General features: G+C 73.0%; 12 protein-coding genes. 1 reads left to right on the top strand and 11 read right to left on the bottom strand.

What is annotated here, in order from left to right:
• The 7 genes from AB0J72_RS55830 to galE form a co-directional block, all read right to left on the bottom strand.
• Positions 1-560: PQQ-dependent sugar dehydrogenase (locus AB0J72_RS55830; protein ID WP_363416440.1), on the bottom strand; the 560-nt coding region annotated here is incomplete at its 3' end.
• A 1,389-nt stretch (positions 561-1,949) separates the two neighbouring features.
• Positions 1,950-2,858, bottom strand: coding sequence for an endo alpha-1,4 polygalactosaminidase (locus AB0J72_RS55825; protein WP_363416437.1), 909 nt, complete (start codon positions 2,856-2,858; stop codon positions 1,950-1,952).
• Positions 2,855-3,505, bottom strand: coding sequence for a spherulation-specific family 4 protein (locus AB0J72_RS55820; RefSeq protein WP_344511614.1), 651 nt, complete (start codon positions 3,503-3,505; stop codon positions 2,855-2,857). The genes AB0J72_RS55825 and AB0J72_RS55820 overlap by 4 nt, the downstream gene beginning before the upstream one ends.
• On the bottom strand, positions 3,502-4,953 hold the full coding sequence (locus AB0J72_RS55815; protein ID WP_363416434.1) for a hypothetical protein: 1,452 nt from the start codon (positions 4,951-4,953) through the stop codon (positions 3,502-3,504). The genes AB0J72_RS55820 and AB0J72_RS55815 overlap by 4 nt, the downstream gene beginning before the upstream one ends.
• Positions 4,950-6,413, bottom strand: coding sequence for a GT4 family glycosyltransferase PelF (gene pelF / locus AB0J72_RS55810; RefSeq protein WP_363416431.1), 1,464 nt, complete (start codon positions 6,411-6,413; stop codon positions 4,950-4,952). The genes AB0J72_RS55815 and pelF overlap by 4 nt, the downstream gene beginning before the upstream one ends.
• A gap of 10 nt (positions 6,414-6,423) precedes the next feature.
• The gene (locus AB0J72_RS55805) at positions 6,424-8,436 is read right to left on the bottom strand and encodes a hypothetical protein (RefSeq protein WP_363416428.1); all 2,013 of its coding nucleotides are present in this window, start codon (positions 8,434-8,436) and stop codon (positions 6,424-6,426) included.
• A 191-nt stretch (positions 8,437-8,627) separates the two neighbouring features.
• The gene (gene galE / locus AB0J72_RS55800) at positions 8,628-9,599 is read right to left on the bottom strand and encodes a UDP-glucose 4-epimerase GalE (protein WP_363416425.1); all 972 of its coding nucleotides are present in this window, start codon (positions 9,597-9,599) and stop codon (positions 8,628-8,630) included.
• Positions 9,600-9,837: 238 nt separating this feature from the next.
• Here galE and AB0J72_RS55795 point away from each other — a divergent pair, with 238 nt between their 5' ends.
• The gene (locus AB0J72_RS55795; protein WP_363416420.1) at positions 9,838-11,388 is read left to right on the top strand and encodes a GGDEF domain-containing protein; all 1,551 of its coding nucleotides are present in this window, start codon (positions 9,838-9,840) and stop codon (positions 11,386-11,388) included.
• A 204-nt stretch (positions 11,389-11,592) separates the two neighbouring features.
• Here the strand turns inward: AB0J72_RS55795 and hemB are convergent, their stop codons facing one another.
• Genes hemB through AB0J72_RS55775 form a run of 4 tightly spaced genes read right to left on the bottom strand, consistent with a single transcriptional unit; the run spans position 11,593 to position 16,428 of the window.
• Entirely contained in the window at positions 11,593-12,573 is a 981-nt protein-coding gene (gene hemB, locus AB0J72_RS55790; RefSeq protein ID WP_363416417.1) for a porphobilinogen synthase, read from the bottom strand.
• Between the two features lie 42 nt (positions 12,574-12,615).
• A complete protein-coding gene (locus tag AB0J72_RS55785; protein WP_344511601.1) occupies positions 12,616-14,199 on the bottom strand; it encodes a uroporphyrinogen-III synthase in 1,584 nt (527 codons plus the stop codon).
• Positions 14,183-15,121 (bottom strand): hydroxymethylbilane synthase, encoded by a 939-nt coding sequence (hemC, locus tag AB0J72_RS55780; protein ID WP_363416412.1) that lies wholly within the window; start codon positions 15,119-15,121, stop codon positions 14,183-14,185. The genes AB0J72_RS55785 and hemC overlap by 17 nt, the downstream gene beginning before the upstream one ends.
• Positions 15,121-16,428 carry a glutamyl-tRNA reductase gene (locus AB0J72_RS55775; protein ID WP_354904835.1) on the bottom strand — a complete coding sequence of 436 codons (1,308 nt, stop codon included), beginning with the start codon at positions 16,426-16,428 and terminating at the stop codon, positions 15,121-15,123. The genes hemC and AB0J72_RS55775 overlap by 1 nt, the downstream gene beginning before the upstream one ends.
• Between the last annotated feature and the right edge of the window lie 19 nt (positions 16,429-16,447).

The raw sequence follows: 16,447 nt of genomic DNA, 5'->3' as shown, positions 1-16,447 counted from the left end.
AGGTACAGGTTGCCGGCCGCGTCGAAGTCGATGTCGCCGCCGACGTGGCAGCAGATGCCGCGGTTCGCGGGCACGTCCAGGATGTTGACCTGGCTACTCATGTTGACGGTGAAGTTCGCGTTGAGGGTGAACCGGGAGAGGCGGTTGACCCCGGTCCAGGTGGCCCAGTCGGTGGCGGTACCGGTGGCCGGCGCGTCGCCCGCGGGGGTGCTCAGCGGCGGCGCGTAGTACAGGTAGATGTAGCGGTTCGTGGCGAAGTTGGGGTCGGCCGCGACGCCCTGCAGGCCTTCCTCGTCGTGCTGGTAGACCGGGATGTTGGCGATCACCGACGTGGTGCCGTTGGCGTCGGTGCGCCGCAGCGTGCCGTTCCTGGCGGTGTGCAGGACCGAGCGGTCGGGCAGCACCGAGATGGTCAGCGGCTCGCCGACCTCGGGCTCGCCCTTGGCGAGGGTGACCTGCTGGAAGTCGGCCGCGTTGATCGCCGCCGCCGCGGGCGCCGCCTGGACGACGACGGCGCTGACGCTCGCGCTCGCCGCAACAAGGAGCAGGGCGGCACTCATTGGCCGCCATCGATGACGTGAGGGTTGTAGGTTCACTGTGTCCCTTCCTGACTGTACGTGCCAGGCAGGGCGCGCGCCGCCGCGCCGGATGCCGTATGCCTCCGCAACACAGGCATGCCCATCGATGCATCCACTCCCGCCGGATAACATCGATGAAACACTCCAGTGTCGTGGAGGACACACTAGGAGCTTCGAACCAACCTGTCCACACTTTCCGTCGCGTTGGCATGAACTTTTGTCCCGCTAACCAAAAGTCACCGCCCGCTACGGCTGCGCGCATGCATTATGATGGGTGGCGTCACCGACAAGAAATTTGGTCGGTGGTGCTAAGGTTGCAGGTAAAGCAGCGCGCCGCCACCGGCCTGACCCCGTGCCGACTCGGCGGACGCGGCGAGCCGGGCTCGTTCCTTCGTCCCTCATCGACACAGCACAGGGCGGTGGCCATCGGACAGAACTTTGACGGGTGTCGAGGGGTTGCCGCCCCGCTCGTCGGGCCCGAGCCCGGCACGGGGCTGCTGGGTGCGCGAGGCTGCTGGGTGCGCGAGGCTGCTGGGTGCGCGAGGCTGCTGGGTGCAGGTGAGCGCCGTCGCCTGACACCGCGGGCCTGGAGCGCTTCGTCGGCGGCTCCACGCTGGGGCGGCTCTACGCTGGACGCGCCGGAGATGCGTGCCGGCCGCACCGCCACCGCCTCTGTCACATCGGCGCGCGGCGCGACGGGCGCGCTCCGGAATGCCGACGACTCCGTGAGCCCAGAGGAGGAGGCGGCGCTCTAGGCGGTCGAGGACGTGCGGTGCCGCTCCGGCGACGACCAGCTACGGACTCGCCTGCCCCCGCTTCGAAGGCCCCGAGAATGAGCTCGCCGCCCGCCGTATGAGCTGTTCGCCTACAGACTGGCGGCGCGTATGAGGTGTTCGCCCGCAGGCGGGCGGCCTCGCCGTCTGCGGGGGCTAGATCGAGACGGGCGCGATCTACCGCGACTGCGCTGACCACCGGCCGTCAACCCCACCGCTGAGGACATGTCCCGGCCTCAATCGCCGGGCGGGGGCGCCGTCCCGCTGGAGCGGCCAGGGCCGGCGGGCACTCACCCAGGACACCGTCGCCGAACGCCTCCCACTCTTCCGGCGCAGGGGGCCGGTCGAGAGCGACTGGAAGCCCACGGGTGGCGCATCGATCAAGGCCTGCTTCGTCGGCTCATGCGAGCTTCGCGGACCAGTACCGCGCGTGGCGGCGGGACAGGGCCAGGTGGGAGCGCACCGGCGGCGGCGACGTCGCGATGATCATGCGCGTTCGGATCTGCCCCGCGGGCATCGCCGTACGCAGGGACAGCGTCCGCCGAGGGATTCAGGGGGATCGATCATCGCACTCGGGACGCGATCATGCTGAATCGAGTTAGCAGGGCTGGCGCCAGGCGTCTAGGTCCTGCTTTTTCTTCATCGACGAGAAGTGCAGGGCGGTGGTTTTCGGGCAGAACTTGGCGGTGTCGACGTCGTACTCGACGTGGAAGACGGGTTTGCCGGCGGTGATGAAGACCTTGAGGGAGTCGCACTCGTCGTAGTGGGCGCACTCCTCGTTGACCGCGAAGTCGAACGCCGGGGCCAGGGCGGCGGCCTGCTCGACGTCGTTCTTCAGGCCTACCGCGAGGCCGAGGCGGTGGGCGAGGTCGGCGACGCGGCGGTTGAACGTGAGCTGGTCGTCGGCGGTGAGGGGGAAGCCGCTGTTGTTGGCGTAGCCGTCGACGTTGTCGGGCTCGACGGCGTCGAAGCCCTTGTCCTTGCACACCTTGAAGCGGGCCTCGAGCAGTGGCGCCAGGGTGTCCCAGCGGCGGATGTCGAGCCACTTCTCCCCCGGCCAGCCCTCCAGGCCCTTGCCGCGCACCGACTCGGGGAAGTTGCCGGCGTCGGCGCGGAAGTCCTCGTGGGCGCCGGCGTTCACGTAGCAGACGACGCGGCGGCCGGCGGCCTTCAGCGCGGCGACGTCCGCGGCGGAGGTGGTGACGGCGTCGACGTCGTACACGTCGGCGGCGACCGACTTGTCGAGGGCGCCGGTCAGCTGCCACTGCCAGGTGAGACCGACCGTCGGCTTCCACCAGCCGGTTGAAGCAGGCGACGACGCGGCCGGCGCCGAAGGAGACGCCGACGCGGATCCCAGGCCGCCGAAGCCGGACGGGGGCACCGCGGCGGTCTTCGGGGTGCCCCGGCCCTCGTCGGGGTCGCCGCCGGTGCCGGTGCACGCGGCCGCGTACAGGACGGTCAGCATGACGAGGCCGAACAGGGCGAGGCGGAGCCGCCGGTCGGTCACCGTGCGGCCGCCGCGCGCTGCCGGACGACCGTCGGGATCCCCTCGTACGGCAGGGGCGCGACGAGGTCGGTGACGAGGCCGTGCGGGGCGCGGGACAGCAGCAGCGCGGTGGCGGCGCCGATCCGCTCCGTGGGTACGCCGTAGACGAGGTGCGCGGCGTTGGGCCAGTCGCGGCCGTCGGGCAGCCCGTACGCGGGTGGGGCGTCCACATAGGACTCCCACGGGCCTTCGAAGGTGCAGACCACGTCGGCGAGGTCGGCGTAGCCGGGCAGGCACCGGGTGCCGGGGTTGAGGACCACCGATCCGCGCACCGCCCGCACCACCTGTGTCACGTAGGCGAGGCCGGCCGCGTCGGCCGGCACCTGGTCGAAGAAGATACCGCCGACCGGGTACCGGGCCCAGCCGACGATGTCGCACCACACCTCACCGTTGGCGCGGCGGCCGTAGTCGAGGTCGACGTAGCCGAGCATGCGCACGCCGGAGCGGTGCAGGCGGGCGGTCGCGACCGCGTACACCTCGTCGCGCTCGGCGCCGCCGGGGCCGTTGTGGACGTTGACGATCGCGGTGGGGCGTTCGGTGCTGCGGCACAGCGCCTCCCACGCGTCGGGGTCGGCCAGCGGGTGGACGTACATCGGCAGGAGCATCATCGGTAACTCTCCGGGTCACGCAGGACGAGCGCCGCGACGGCGAGGCCGGGCAGCCCCGCGCCGAGCAGGGTCGCGACGGCGAGGGTTTCGGTGAACGTGGGAGCCACGTGCACCAGGGCGGGCGCCCAGTGCCCGACGCCCGCGACGAGCAGCGTCGGCCACCAGACGACGAGGGCGGCGGTGCCCGCGCGGCCGTGGGCGGCGAGGACGAGGCACAGGGCGTACACGCCGGTGAGCAGGATCGCGGCGGCGAGCGGCTGCCCGCCGGGGCCGCTGATCCCGACCCACACGGCGCCGGCGATCGCGGCCCCGAGCGCGACGGGGACGCTCAGCACCCCGACGGTGCTCTTGCTGATGCGGGCGAGCCGCCGGTCGAACGCGGCGCGGTCGGCGAGGACGGCCCGCGCGTACGCGATGCGCCGCTGATGCCAGACCAGCGTCAGCTCGATGAGCGGGACGCCGACGAGCAGCGGCACCGCCTGGACCGGTATCCGGTGCGGGGCGATCCCGTCGAGGGCGACGGCCCGCAGCAGCGCCGCCTGGCCGGTGCCGACGAGGCCGTAGAGCAGCGCGTAGCCGATGTCGCCGCGCCACGACCGCCACCGCCGCCACGGCATCCGGCCGCTGACGTCCGCGCCGGCGACGGGGCGGAACGCGACGGCGAGCAGGGCCACGACCCCGCCCAGCAGCGCGGTCACCGCCCAGGTCCCGGCACCGAGAGCGACGCAGGCGGTGGCGACCCAGCAGGGCGCGGCGGCGGCGAGGACGACCCGTTCGCGGCGGGTGACGAGCGCGACGGCGGCGACCGCGAACAGGGCGAGCTGGACTCCGGCGATCGTGTACGCCCGGATCCCGCTGCCGGCGAGCGCGACGGCCCAGAGCGCGGCGAGGCCGAGGAACCCGGCGCCGAGCAGGCGGGCGGCGGCGGTGACGCCCCGCTCCGACAGTGCCCGGTAGCCGAGGTACGACAGCGCCTGCCCGCCGCCCCAGCCGAGCAGCAGCGTGCCGGTCGTCGCGAGCGGCGGGGCGCCGTCGACCTCGGCCGCCGCGCCGAGGCCGATCGCGAGCGGGGTCAGGTAGATCGTCGCGCGGGTCAGCGTGTCGGTGATGACCGCGCGGGGTGTCGGCCCCTCCTCCAGGGGCGTGGCCTGCACGACCGTGGCGGCGGTTTCGACGGTACGGGCAACGACCCGCCCGGCCAGCGCGAACACCGACGGCAGGCCGTACTCCCGGTCGGCGACGCGATCGTTGATGCCGTTGGCTTCGAGGATCGCGGCGACCTCGTCGACGTCGACGGCGCCGACGCAGTCCTCCAGCATCCGGTCGGCGAGCGCGGCGACCGGGTCGGTGGAGACCCGCCCGACGTACCGCAGCGACTCGCCGCGCTCCAGCAACGGCGGCCGCGCCCGCCGTTGCATCGGCACAACGAGCAGCGAGTCAGCACTCATGCGGGCACCAGGACGGGGTCGAGCACGGGTGCCGAGGCGGTGGCGCGGTGGCCGGTCAGCCGCTGGTACCGGCCGCGGTACGCCGACAGGCAGCGGTCCAGTGTGTACTCCTTCAGCGCCCGTTCCTGACCGGCGCGGCCGGTCGCCGCCCGCAGCTCGGGCGAGGTGAGCAGCGCGACGCACGCCTCGCCGAACGCCTGCGGGTCGCGGGGCGGCACGACGAGCCCCGCGTCGCCGACGGCCTCGGCGACGCCGCCGACGTCGGTGCTGACCGTCGGCCGGCCGCACATCATCGCCTCCAGCACCGTGTACGGCATGCCTTCGGAGATGCTGGACAGCGCCGCGACCTGCCCCTCGGCGAACGCGTCCCGGCTGGACGCGCACGGCCCGGCCCAGGTGACCGCGTCGGTGAGGCCGAGTTCGGCGGCGGTGTCCCGGCAGGCGGCCGCGTAGGCCTCGTTGCCGGCCGGGACAGGGCCGGCGAGGTGGAGCCGGGCGTCGGGCACCTTCGCCCGGACCACCGCGAGGGCGCGGATGAGGGTTTCGAGGTCCTTGAGCGGGTCGATCCGCCCGACCCAGGAGATGACGGGCCCGGCCGGCTCCTCGGGCAGCGGCGGGAAGCGGGCCGGGTCGACGCCGTTGCCGATGACGGCGACCTTCGCCGGGTCGGCGCCGTGGCGGACCGCCCACCGCGAGTTGAACCCGCTGACGGGGGTGATGAGGTCCGACTCCCAGTACGCCAGCCGGGCGAGCGCGCGGTGGAACCGCAGCAGCGCCGTCTTCACGCCGGGTGACTGGTCGCCGGCGCCGAGGTAGCGCTCCCGGAGGTACACGCCGTGCTCCGTCATCATGAACGGCACCCCGAGGCGCCACTTCGCGGCGAGGGCGACCATGGCCGACAGGCCGTTGGCGTTGGCGTGGACGAGGTCCACGTCCCGCGGGATCTCGGCGGCGAGCGGGCGGAGCGCGTGCTCCACCAGTACACCGGCGACATCCGCGTCGCGAAGGGTCAGCCGCGGCAGGTGGATGCCGTCGGACCTGGCCCGCGCCCACGCGTCCAGCAGGACGTCGGCGAGCCTGGCGCCGGCCAGTGGATGCCGTCCGCCCCGGGCGGGCAGGAACCGCCCCGGGCGGGGCCGCGCGAGCTCGGCGAGCTCACGCAGCCCCTCGGAGAACACGACCAGGTCGGCCGCGGTGTCGCCGAGCATGCCCCGGCACAGCCTGGCGGCGGCCCGTTCGGGTCTGCCGCGGGCGGGCCGGGCGGTGCCCCAGACGGGGACCGCGGTCAGCGACCGGACGTTGCCGGGCAGCTGGACCGCAGGCCGGTCCGGTTCGGTGCCGACGATGGCGACGAGGTCCCACTCCACCTCGGACAGTCCGCGGACCAGCTGGTCGCACCAGGTGCTGACGCCGCCGGTGACGTACGGGTAGGTGCCTTCGTTGACGAGCACGACACGCACGGCGCGGACCTCAGGCCGGCAGCCGCAGCTGCTGCGACGCGCCGCGGCCCAGGTTCCGCCAGGTGGAGCGTTCGCCACCGTACGGGTCGCCGAAGTTGCCGCCGACGACCTCGATGCCGAGCACCGACATGCTGATGACCTTGGTGCCGTTCGGCATGGTGATGGGCACGTCGAGGGCGCCGCCGCCCCGGTTGACGACGGTGACCCGCCCGTCGAGCGTGTACGCCTCCACGGTCCGGCTCCGCAGCGCCGCCGCCCACGCCGCCTGCCGCTTGTTCTGCAGCGCGGTCTCGGCGAACTTCGGGTTCACGACCGGGGTCGCGCTCGTGTAGGTCGCGGTGTAGCGGGCGAGGACCGCGTCGAGGACCGGGTAGAGGATGCGGTCCTCGGCGAGGTTCGACTGGTGCGCGTAGTGCGGTGCCGGGCTGGTGGAGACGACGTGGTCGTAGGCGATGCGGGCCTCGACCGGCACGATGTAGGTGTCGAAGCCGTTGGCGCCGAGCGGGGTGATGCAGGTGGAGGCGGGGTTGTTCGCGCAGATGCCGCTGCCGCCGTGGGCCCGGCTGGTGTAGATCCAGTTGTACTCGTCGACCTCTTCGGCCTTGGTCGCCACGTTGTAGTAGATGTTCATCGGGTAGCGGGGCACGGTGACGGCGTTGCCGACGGCGCGGGTGGTCTGCTCCCGGGAGGCGTCGGAGGCGATGTACTTGACGCCGGTGCCGTTCAGCGCGGGCGCGAGGTTCGGGTTGTCGGCCGGCATCTGCGGCAGCGTCTTCAGGCCGGAGTGCTCGCCGGTGACGAGCTCGGCGGCGTCGACGGTGATGCCTTTGCTCTTCGCCCAGTCGATGTTGCGCTTGATCTGGGCGGTGATGTCGGCCTGCGACGTCCACCGGGTGGCGCCGTAGCCGTCGGTCGCGCATTTCCACGGCGACACGGTGAAGTCCTGGACGCAGCCGAGGTATGGGTGCTCGTACGTGTGGTTGATCCAGCGGAACTGGTTCTTGTTGGTCACCATGGCGGTGGTCAGCGGGTCGCCGGCGCCGGCCTCGACGCTGCCGCCGCCGTTGAACGCGATGTCGAGCTTGAGGTTGTTGGCCTGCTGCCAGGCGATGAGTGCCTGCACGTCGGCGGGCGTCATCCGGATCGTCGTGTTCTCGATCCCGGGGCCGCAGTCGTCGCCGACGGTGCAGTTGTGCGTGGTGTCCCACCGGTCGTCGGGCAGGAGCACGTCGTCGACGTGGACGCTGAGGAAGTTGCGGGTGTTGCCGAGGTGGACGCCCTTGGTGAGCCAGGTGATCAGGCCGTGGCCGAGCTCCATCGCGTGTGTCTGGTAGCGGTTGGCGGCGAGCGTGACGACGAGCTCCTCGCGGCCGTCGTGGGTGTGGACGCCCATCAGCGATCCGGTCGGGGCGTTGGGCACCGAGCCGGTGACGAGCGGGGTGAAGGTCGCGCCTTCCCGCCGGGTGCCGAGGTACCCGTAGGACTCGATGACGCCCGGGTCGCGGTCGTCGATGCGGACGGTGCCCTTGAGGTAGCCGAAGCCGGCGGCCTTGCCCGCGTCGGTGACGGTCATCGTCGCGCCGTCGAGCACGCCGCTCCAGGCGAGGTCCTGCCCGACGTTCGGGTTCGCCCACGTGTACGCGTCGATCTGGCGGATCTTGAACTCGCGTTCGAAGTCGGCGAGGGCGGTCGCCTCGGTGCCGGTGACCGCGCTCTCGTTCGGCACGATCACGCCCTGGAACTTGGCCCGCCGCACGCCGCTGACGGAGTCGGCGAGGAACGCGGGCGTGATCCGGGCCCGGGCGGCGTCGGCGAGCTGCAGCGCGTCGTAGGGGACGCCTTCGCGGTCGAGCTGGGCGCGGAGCATGTCGACGCCGGTGCTGCCGTCGTCGAGCACGAGGACGCGCAGGTCGATGCGCTGGCGGGGTTCGGCGGCGAGCGCCGGCGGGGCGAAGACGAGGCCGGTGAGGCCGACGAGCGCGCAGGCACCGGCGATGGCTCGCCGGCGGATCCGGAACTTCAACGTGCTGCTCCTTCGGGCGGGGGGTTTCGCTGTTCGCTGTCGCTTGTCCGTGCTTTCGTTTCGGCAGGTGTACGAGCGGGTGCCGCGGCGGGCGGGTCCGGCACCCTGGTCTGGGGCTCCGCGACCGGGGGCGACGGGCGGGTCAGGCTGGCGGGTCAGGCGACCCGGCTCCGCGACCGGACGGCGGCGGGTCAGGCGGCCTGGGGTTCCGCGACGGCGGTGGCGGCGGCGCTGCGGACGATCTCGTCGAGGTCGTGGCGGGCGCGCCAGCCGAGCAGCTCGTGGACCCGGGCCGGGGAGGCGACGACCGCCGCGGGGTCGCCGGTCCGGCGGGGCGCTACGACGTACGGCAGCGGCAACCGCAACGCGCCGGACACCGCGGCGATCATCTGCAGCACCGAGGCGCCCTCGCCGCGACCGATGTTGAGGACCTCGTCGTGGAGCTCGCCGTCCCTGAGCGCCAGCGCCGCGTGGGCGTGGGCTTCGGCGATGTCGGCGACGTGGACGTAGTCGCGCACGGCGGTGCCGTCGGGCGTCGGGTAGTCGTCGCCGTAGACGACCGCCGGGAGGCCCTCGGCGGCCGCCCGCAGCAGTCGCGGCACGAGGTTGGTGCCGCCGTGGTCGCGCAGGTGCGGGGCGCCGGCGCCGGCGACGTTGAAGTAGCGCAGCGCCGCCCAGCCGAACCCGGCGCTGGCGGCCGCGTCGCGCAGCATCCATTCACCGATCAGCTTGGTGCGCCCGTACGCGTTCTCGGGTGCCGTGCGGGCCAGTTCGCTGACCGGCGAGCAGGTCGGCGTGCCGTAGACGGCGGCGCTGGAGGAGAACAGGACCGACCGGGTGCCGGTCGCGGCGACGGCGGCGAGGACGGACCGCAGCCCGTCGAGGTTGTCCTGGTAGTAGCGCAGCGGGTGGGCGGTCGACTCGGCGACGTCCTTGCGGGCGGCCAGGTGGATGACGCCGTCGGGCTGGAAGCGGCGGAACAGGTCGCGCATCGTGGTGCTGTCGCGCACGTCGGCGCGCACCAGCGGCACCCCGAGCGGCAGGCGGGCGGCGCGCCCGGTCGACAGGTCGTCGACGACGACCGATTCGACCCCGGACGCCCCGAGGGCGGTGACGACGTGCGCGCCGATGTACCCGGCGCCTCCAGTGACAAGCCATCTCACGATGGGGGCAACGAGGGTCTATCACTACGAATCGGGCAACTGTCGGGTTCCTGACACTTGGAACACCCAAAAGTCCGACCAGAGTCCCCCCAGTTTGCCCGCTTCCTCGACCCACGCCTTCCGTTTTGTCCGATTTACCCTGTTCGAGTGAGAGGCGCGTCGCAACGCTCATGCCGGTCGTCGCGCTGCCGACGTCTCTGGTGGGGAACGACGACCAACAACCGGACGGGGGAGGCACATGACCGAGGCTCGGCTGCCGATCCCGCTGTGGCCATTCGGACCGCACCACGACCTGTCACTGCAGGTGCACGAGCTGACCGTGCACGGCCGCAACTCCGAGGCGCTCGAGCTCGCCGACCGGCTCGAACACGTCGTCGCCATCCTCGGCGACGACCGCAGCGCCGGCATGATCCGCCAGGGCCGCCTGTACGCGCTGATCAGCCTCGGCCGGCTGCACGAGGCCCTGGAGGAGGCCGACCGCCTCCTGCAGATGCACCGCGCCGCCGGCACCCGCACCGGCGAGGCGAAGATCCTCGCCGACACCGCCGAGATCCTGATCAAGCTCGGCCTGCTCGACGAGGGCCTGCACCACCTCGCGAGCGCCCTGCGGCTGATGGAGACCATCCCGCGGGGCAACGTGCGGTACATCTCCGCGATGTCGTCGGTCAGCGAGGCCGCGCGCGCCGCCGAGCTGTACGAGCTGGCCGACGAGGTGTCAGCGTTCGCCGTCGAGTCCTTCACCCCCGGCACCGACCAGCGCGCCGCCGCCGAGCTGCAGCGCGCCGAGCTGCTCCTCGAGTGGGGCCTGCGACTGGAGCACGTCGGCCTGGTGGAGGAGGCGAACGTGCGCTTCGCCCGCAGCGTCGGCCTCGTCCGGTACTGGGTGCAGAACCACTTCCACGACGCGCCGCTCGCCACCGTCCTCTACACGCTCGGCCTGGTGAAGATCGGCGCCGTCGACCAGGCTCTCGTCCTCGCCGACTCGCTGGTCGTGCCGCTGCGCACCAACGGCCACGAGCACGAGGCACGCCTGGCCCACCTCGCGTACGGCATCGCCCTGCGCTGCACCGGCCGCCTCCGCGAGGCCCGCCGCGAGTTCCTCGCCGCCGACGAGCTGGCCCCGCTGAGCCCGCAGCGGCTGATCTTCCAGTACGAGCTGGCCCTCCTCGCCGCCGCCGAGCTCCCCGGCGACTCCACCGGCGCCCTGCTCAACGCGGTCCGCGCCCACGCCCGCCACCTGTGGCGGCTCCGCCTGGAGCGCCGCTCGATGCTCCAGCAGGCCCGCCGCCGCGTCGACCTGGAGGCCGCCCGCGCCCGCGCCGACCGCGTAGCCGCGTCGGACGCCCTGACCGGCCTCGGCAACCGCCGCCAGTTCGACCGCCAACTGGCCGTCGTGACTGGCACCCTGGTCCTACTTTTAGTGGACATTGACCACTTTAAGGGCATCAACGACCACTTTTCGCACATCGTCGGCGACCGCGTCCTGCGCGAGATCGCCGCCATCCTGCGCGCCCACTGCCGCCCCGAGGACACCGCCGTCCGCCTCGGCGGCGACGAGTTCGCCCTCTTCCTGCGCACCGACCTGCCGACCGCCGCCCGCATCGGCGAACGCATCCTCAACGTCGTCACCGCCCGCGACTGGAACCAGCTGGCGTTCGGCCTGCACGTCACGCTGAGCATCGGCGTGGCCGCCCTCGACGACGGCATGGACGGCCGCGAACTCTACGACCTCGCCGACCGCAACCTCTACACCGCCAAACGCACCGGCCGCGACCGCCTCGCCGCCTGACCCACACTCCCCCGCCCACCGCTACTCAGGCGGGACCGCCCCCGGCTGCCAGGGCAACGTGACCGCCTCGCCGCCTGACCTGCGCTTCCACGCCTACCGTTGCCTAGTTGGGACCCGCCCCCGGCTGCCCGAGGCAACGTGACCGCCTCGCCGCCTGACCTGCGCTTCCACGCCTACCGTTGCCTAGTTGACAAAAAAGGTGGGTCAGGCGCGGAGCAGGCGGGCGGCGTCCACGGCCCAGTAGGTGAGGATGAGGTGGGCGCCGGCGCGGCGGATGGAGGTGAGGGTCTCCAGGATGACGCGGTCGCGGTCCAGCCAGCCGTTGGCGACGGCGGCCTCGACCATCGCGTACTCGCCCGAGACCTGGTAGGCGGCGACGGGCACGTCGACCGCGGCGGCGACCTTCGTGAGGACGTCCAGGTACGGCAGGGCCGGCTTGACCATGACCATGTCGGCGCCCTCGGCGACGTCGAGGGCGACCTCGCGGAGGGCCTCGCGCAGGTTGCCGGGGTCCTGCTGGTACGACTTGCGGTCGCCGACGAGGGCGGACTCGACGGCCTCGCGGAAGGGGCCGTAGAAGGCGCTGGCGTACTTCACCGCGTAGGCCAGCTGGGCGACCTCGGTGAAGCCGGCCTCGTCCAGGGCGCGGCGGACGACGCCGACCTGGCCGTCCATCATGCCCGAGGGGCCGAGGACGTGGGCGCCGGCGGAGGCCTGGGCGACCGCCATCGTGGCGTACGCCTCGAGGGTGGCGTCGTTGTCGACCGTGCCGTCGGCGGCGAGCAGGCCGCAGTGGCCGTGCGACGTGAACTCGTCGAGGCAGAGGTCGCTCATGATGACGGTGGCGTCGCCGACCTCGGCGGCGAGGTCGCGGATGGCGACGTTGAGGATGCCGTCGGGGTCGGTACCGGCGGAGCCCTGCGGGTCCCGGGAGGTGGGCACGCCGAAGAGCATGATGCCGCCGACCCCTGCCTGGACCGCCTCGACGGCGGCCTTCCGCAGGGATTCGCGGGAGTGCTGGACGACGCCGGGCAGCGACGAGATCGGTCGCGGCTCGGTGAGGCCCTCTTTGACGAACATGGGCAGGATGAGGTTCGACGGCTCGACGTGCGTTTCGACGACGAGCCGTCGCATCGCTGGGGTACGACGCAGCCTGCGTGGGCGGACGGTCGGGTAGCCAGCCATGGTGAAACCCCCTGCGGCAAAAACGATCTAGCGGATAGCGACCTAACGGAACCGGAGCGCGGTCGGGCCCTGGACCTTGGAGCCGCGGCGCTGCTTGGCAGGCATCGCGGCGAGCTTCTCGCGCAGTTCCACGGCGTAGCCGGCGAGGGCTTCGACGAGGTCGGGCACGGAGGCGTGCGGCGGCTGGACGTCCACGCGGAGCCCGAACTCGACGGCGGTGTCGGCGGTCTTGGGACCGATGACGGCGACGACGGTGCGGGCGTGCGGCTTGCCGGCGATGCCGACGAGGTTGCGGACGGTGGAGGACGAGGTGAAGAGCACCGCGTCGAAGCCACCGGACTTGATGGCGTCGCGGATGTCGGCCGGCGGCGGGGCCGCGCGGACGGTCCGGTACGCGGTGACGTCGTCGACCTCCCAGCCGAGTTCGGTGAGCCCGGCGGCGAGGGTCTCGGTGGCGATGTCGGCGCGGGGCAGAAGCACCCGGCCGACCGGGTCGAGGATCTCGTCGTGCGGGGAGAACTCGGCGAGGAGCCCTTCGGAGGACTGGTCGCCGGCGGGGATGAGCTCGGGGACGATGCCGAAGCCGCGGACGGCCTCGGCGGTCGCCTCGCCGATGCAGGCGACCTTCACGCCGCCGAAGTGGCGGGCGTCGAGGCCGTGTTCGGCGAACTTCTCCCAGACGGCGCGGACAGCGTTGACGGACGTGAAGACGGTCCAGGCGTAGCGGCCGTCCACGAGGCCCTTGATCGCGCGTTCCATCTGCGCGGGTGTACGGGGCGGCTCGACCGCGATGGTCGGCACCTCGCACGGGATGGCTCCGTAGGCGCGCAGGCGCTCGCTCATCGCGCCGGCCTGCTCCTTGGTGCGGGGGACGAGCACCTTCCACCCGTACAGGGGGCGGTTCTCCCACCAGCCGAGCTTCTCGCGCTGGGCGACGCCGGCGCCGAGGCACAGGACGACCCGGCCGGCGAAGCCGAGCGCGGCGGCGACCATGCTGTCGACGGTCGTGGCGGAGCTGTACTGGGTCTCGCCGGTGCCGTCGCCGGTGACGGAGACGGGCGTGGCGGGGTCGACGCCGGCGGCGAGGAGGCCGTCGCGGACCGCGGCGAGGTCGCCGGCGTCGACGGCTACGGCCGAGGAGCCCCGGCTGACGGCGGCGGCGATGGACTCGAAGTCGACGCTCTGGACGTCGTCGACGTCGGCGGTGACGCGGACTCCGGGGAGCGGGACGCCGGCGTACGTGGCGACGCCCGCCGCCTGTCCGATGCCGGGGACGACCTCGAACGGGACGGCGGTGCGGGCGACGGCCTGCACCTCCTTGAGCACCGTGTCGTGGGCGAGCGGGTCGCCGCCGACGAGGTGGATGGCGCGCAGCCCGGACCGGGCCGCGGACAGCAGCACCTTGGCGACGTCGCCGGGCGCTCCCTCGGCCGGGGAGAACTGCGTCTCGGGGTCGGCTTCGGCGCGGATCACGCTGAGCAGCGACTCGGGGACGTTGCGGTCGTGGACGATGTGGTCGGCGGACACCAGCGCCTCATGGGCGCGACGCGTCAGCAGGCCTGGATCGCCGGGGCCGGCCCCGACGAAGGCGATCCGGCCGGTGCTGCCCTTACGGGTGCGGGTCATGCTGCACTCCCAGTGCGTTGTCGGCGCCTTCTTCGCGCAGGTCGCGGGCCAAGGCTCGGCCCACCTCCGCGGCGTCGGCGAGCGTTCCGGTGCGCGACAGCCGGAGGGCGAACCCGCCGTCCGGGCTGAAGACGGCACCGCGCAGATAGATCTCCGGGCCTTCGTCGCCTTCTGCGACCTCGGCCAGTGCCGCGATCGGGGCGGAGCATCCCGCCTCGAGCTCGGCCAAGAGCGCCCGTTCGGCGGTGACCGCCGCGCGGGTGTATTCGTCGTCGAGCGCGGCGAGGAGGTCGCGCAGCTCGGCATCGTCTTCTCGGCACTCGACCGCGAGTGCGCCCTGCGCGGGGGCGGGCAGCATCAGCAGCGGGTCGAGGACCTCGGTGGCTTCGCCGCCGCGGCCGAGGCGGGACATGCCGGCGTGGGCGAGGACGATCGCGTCGTACTCGCCTTCGGCGAGCTTGCGGAGTCGGGTGTCGACGTTGCCGCGCAGCGGGAGCGGCTCGAAGTGGCGGCCGAGCGCGTTGAGCTGTGCGATGCGGCGGAGTGCGCCGGTGCCGATGCGCGCCCCGGCGGGCAGCTCGTTGAGGGTGAGGCCGTCGCGGGCGACGAGGGCGTCGCGGGGGTCGTGCCGCGGTGGGATCGCGGCGACGACGAGCCCCTCGGCGGGGGCGGTCGGCAGGTCCTTGTAGGAGTGGACCGCGAAGTCGATCTCCTTGGCGAGCAGGGCGTCGCGGAGCGCGGACACGAAGACGCCGACGCCGAGGGTCTGGATGGGCGCACTGGAGCGGTCGCCGGGGGTGACGATCTCGACGAGCTCCACGTCGCGGCCGGTGCGGTCGTGCACGGCCTGCGCGACGGTGCCGGACTGCGCCATGGCGAGGGCGCTGCCCCGGGTGCCGAGTCGCAACGGGTTGGTGGACATCAGGGGTGCACCTCGCCTGCGGCGGCCGGGTCGATGTCGGCGGTGGGGATCTGCAGATCAAATAGTTCCCGGAGCGCCTGAGCATATGCCTCGCCACCGGGTTCGGCGGCAAGTTGGCGCACGCGGACGGTGGGCTGGTGGAGGAGCCGCTGGACGATCCGGTGGACGCTGTGGGCCACCTCGGCGCGGTGGCCGTCGGTGAGCTCGGGGCAGCGCTGGGCGAGCCGGCCGAGCTCGGCCTCGACGACCTCGTCGGCGCGGGCGCGCAGGGCGGCGACGGTGGGCGCGACGTCGGCGCCGCGCAGCCAGGTGAGGAACGCCTCGACCTCGCCGGCGACGATGTCCTCGGCGGCGCGCTGCTCGGCGTCGGCGGTGGTGGACAGCGACGTCGACAGCAGCTCGATGTCGACGAGGGTGACGCCGGGCAGGTCGCCGACGCCGGGGGCGACGTCCCGCGGCAGCGCGAGGTCGAGCACGAGCAGCGAGTCACGGGAGCCGGAGAGTGCGGCGCCGACCAGGGCGGCGTCGAGGACGGGCTCGGGTGAGGCGGTGGCGCTGACGACGACGTCGACCTGCTCCAGTGCGGTCGGCAGGGTGGCGTACGGCACGGCGACGGCACCGTGCAGCTCGGCGAGGCGTTCGGCTCTCTCGTGGCTGCGGTTGGTGACGTACAGGGGGTGCGCGCCGGACCGGCGCAGCGTGGCGAGCGACAGAGCGCCCATGGCGCCGGCGCCGATGACGAGCGCGGGGCGGCCTTCGACGGGGCCGGTGGCGCCCTGGCCGTAGGCGAGGGCGGCGCTGACGACGCTCTGCCCGGCGCGGTCGATCTCGGTTTCGGCGTGGACCCGCTTGCCGACGCGCAGCGCCTGCTGGAGCAGTTCGTGCAGGACGCGGCCGGCGGTGCCGTGTTCGGCGGCGGCGCCGTAGGCGTCGCGGAGCTGGCCGAGGATCTGGGCCTCGCCGACGACCATGGAGTCGAGGCCGGCGGCGACGCGGAAGGCGTGCCGGACGGCGTCGACCTCGTAGTGGACGTAGAGCTGGCTGGCCAGGTCGCCGACGGTGGTGCCGGAGCGGGCGGCGAGGACGCCGCCGATGTCGGCGAGGGCGCCGTGGAAGGCGGTGACGGCGGCGTAGATCTCGACCCGGTTGCAGGTCGACAGGACGACGACCTCGTCGACGTACGGCTGGGCGACGAGCTCGCGCAGGAGGGTGGGCAGCTGCTCGCCGGTGACGGCGAGGCGCTCCAGCAGGGGCACGCCGGCGGTCCGGTGCGAGATGCCGACGACGAGCAGGTTGGATCCGTTCATGCCGTCACCTGCGCGGTGC

The sequence above is a fragment of the Dactylosporangium sp. NPDC049742 genome (assembly GCF_040674675.1).
In the GTDB taxonomy this organism is placed as follows: domain Bacteria; phylum Actinomycetota; class Actinomycetes; order Mycobacteriales; family Micromonosporaceae; genus Dactylosporangium; species Dactylosporangium maewongense.
Note: the sequence above shows the minus strand (reverse complement) of the source record. Positions and strands in the feature narration are given on the sequence as shown.

What these genes read in the sequence shown, in the direction of transcription:
- AB0J72_RS55775 (WP_354904835.1), bottom strand. Translation starts at nt 16,428, where the DNA reads ATGAACGGATCCAACCTGCTCGTCGTCGGCATCTCGCACCGGACCGCC.
- AB0J72_RS55785 (WP_344511601.1), bottom strand. Translation starts at nt 14,199, where the DNA reads ATGACCCGCACCCGTAAGGGCAGCACCGGCCGGATCGCCTTCGTCGGG.
- AB0J72_RS55795 (WP_363416420.1), top strand. Translation starts at nt 9,838, where the DNA reads ATGACCGAGGCTCGGCTGCCGATCCCGCTGTGGCCATTCGGACCGCAC.
- hemB (WP_363416417.1), bottom strand. Translation starts at nt 12,573, where the DNA reads ATGGCTGGCTACCCGACCGTCCGCCCACGCAGGCTGCGTCGTACCCCA.
- hemC (WP_363416412.1), bottom strand. Translation starts at nt 15,121, where the DNA reads ATGTCCACCAACCCGTTGCGACTCGGCACCCGGGGCAGCGCCCTCGCC.
- AB0J72_RS55820 (WP_344511614.1), bottom strand. Translation starts at nt 3,505, where the DNA reads ATGATGCTCCTGCCGATGTACGTCCACCCGCTGGCCGACCCCGACGCG.
- AB0J72_RS55815 (WP_363416434.1), bottom strand. Translation starts at nt 4,953, where the DNA reads ATGAGTGCTGACTCGCTGCTCGTTGTGCCGATGCAACGGCGGGCGCGG.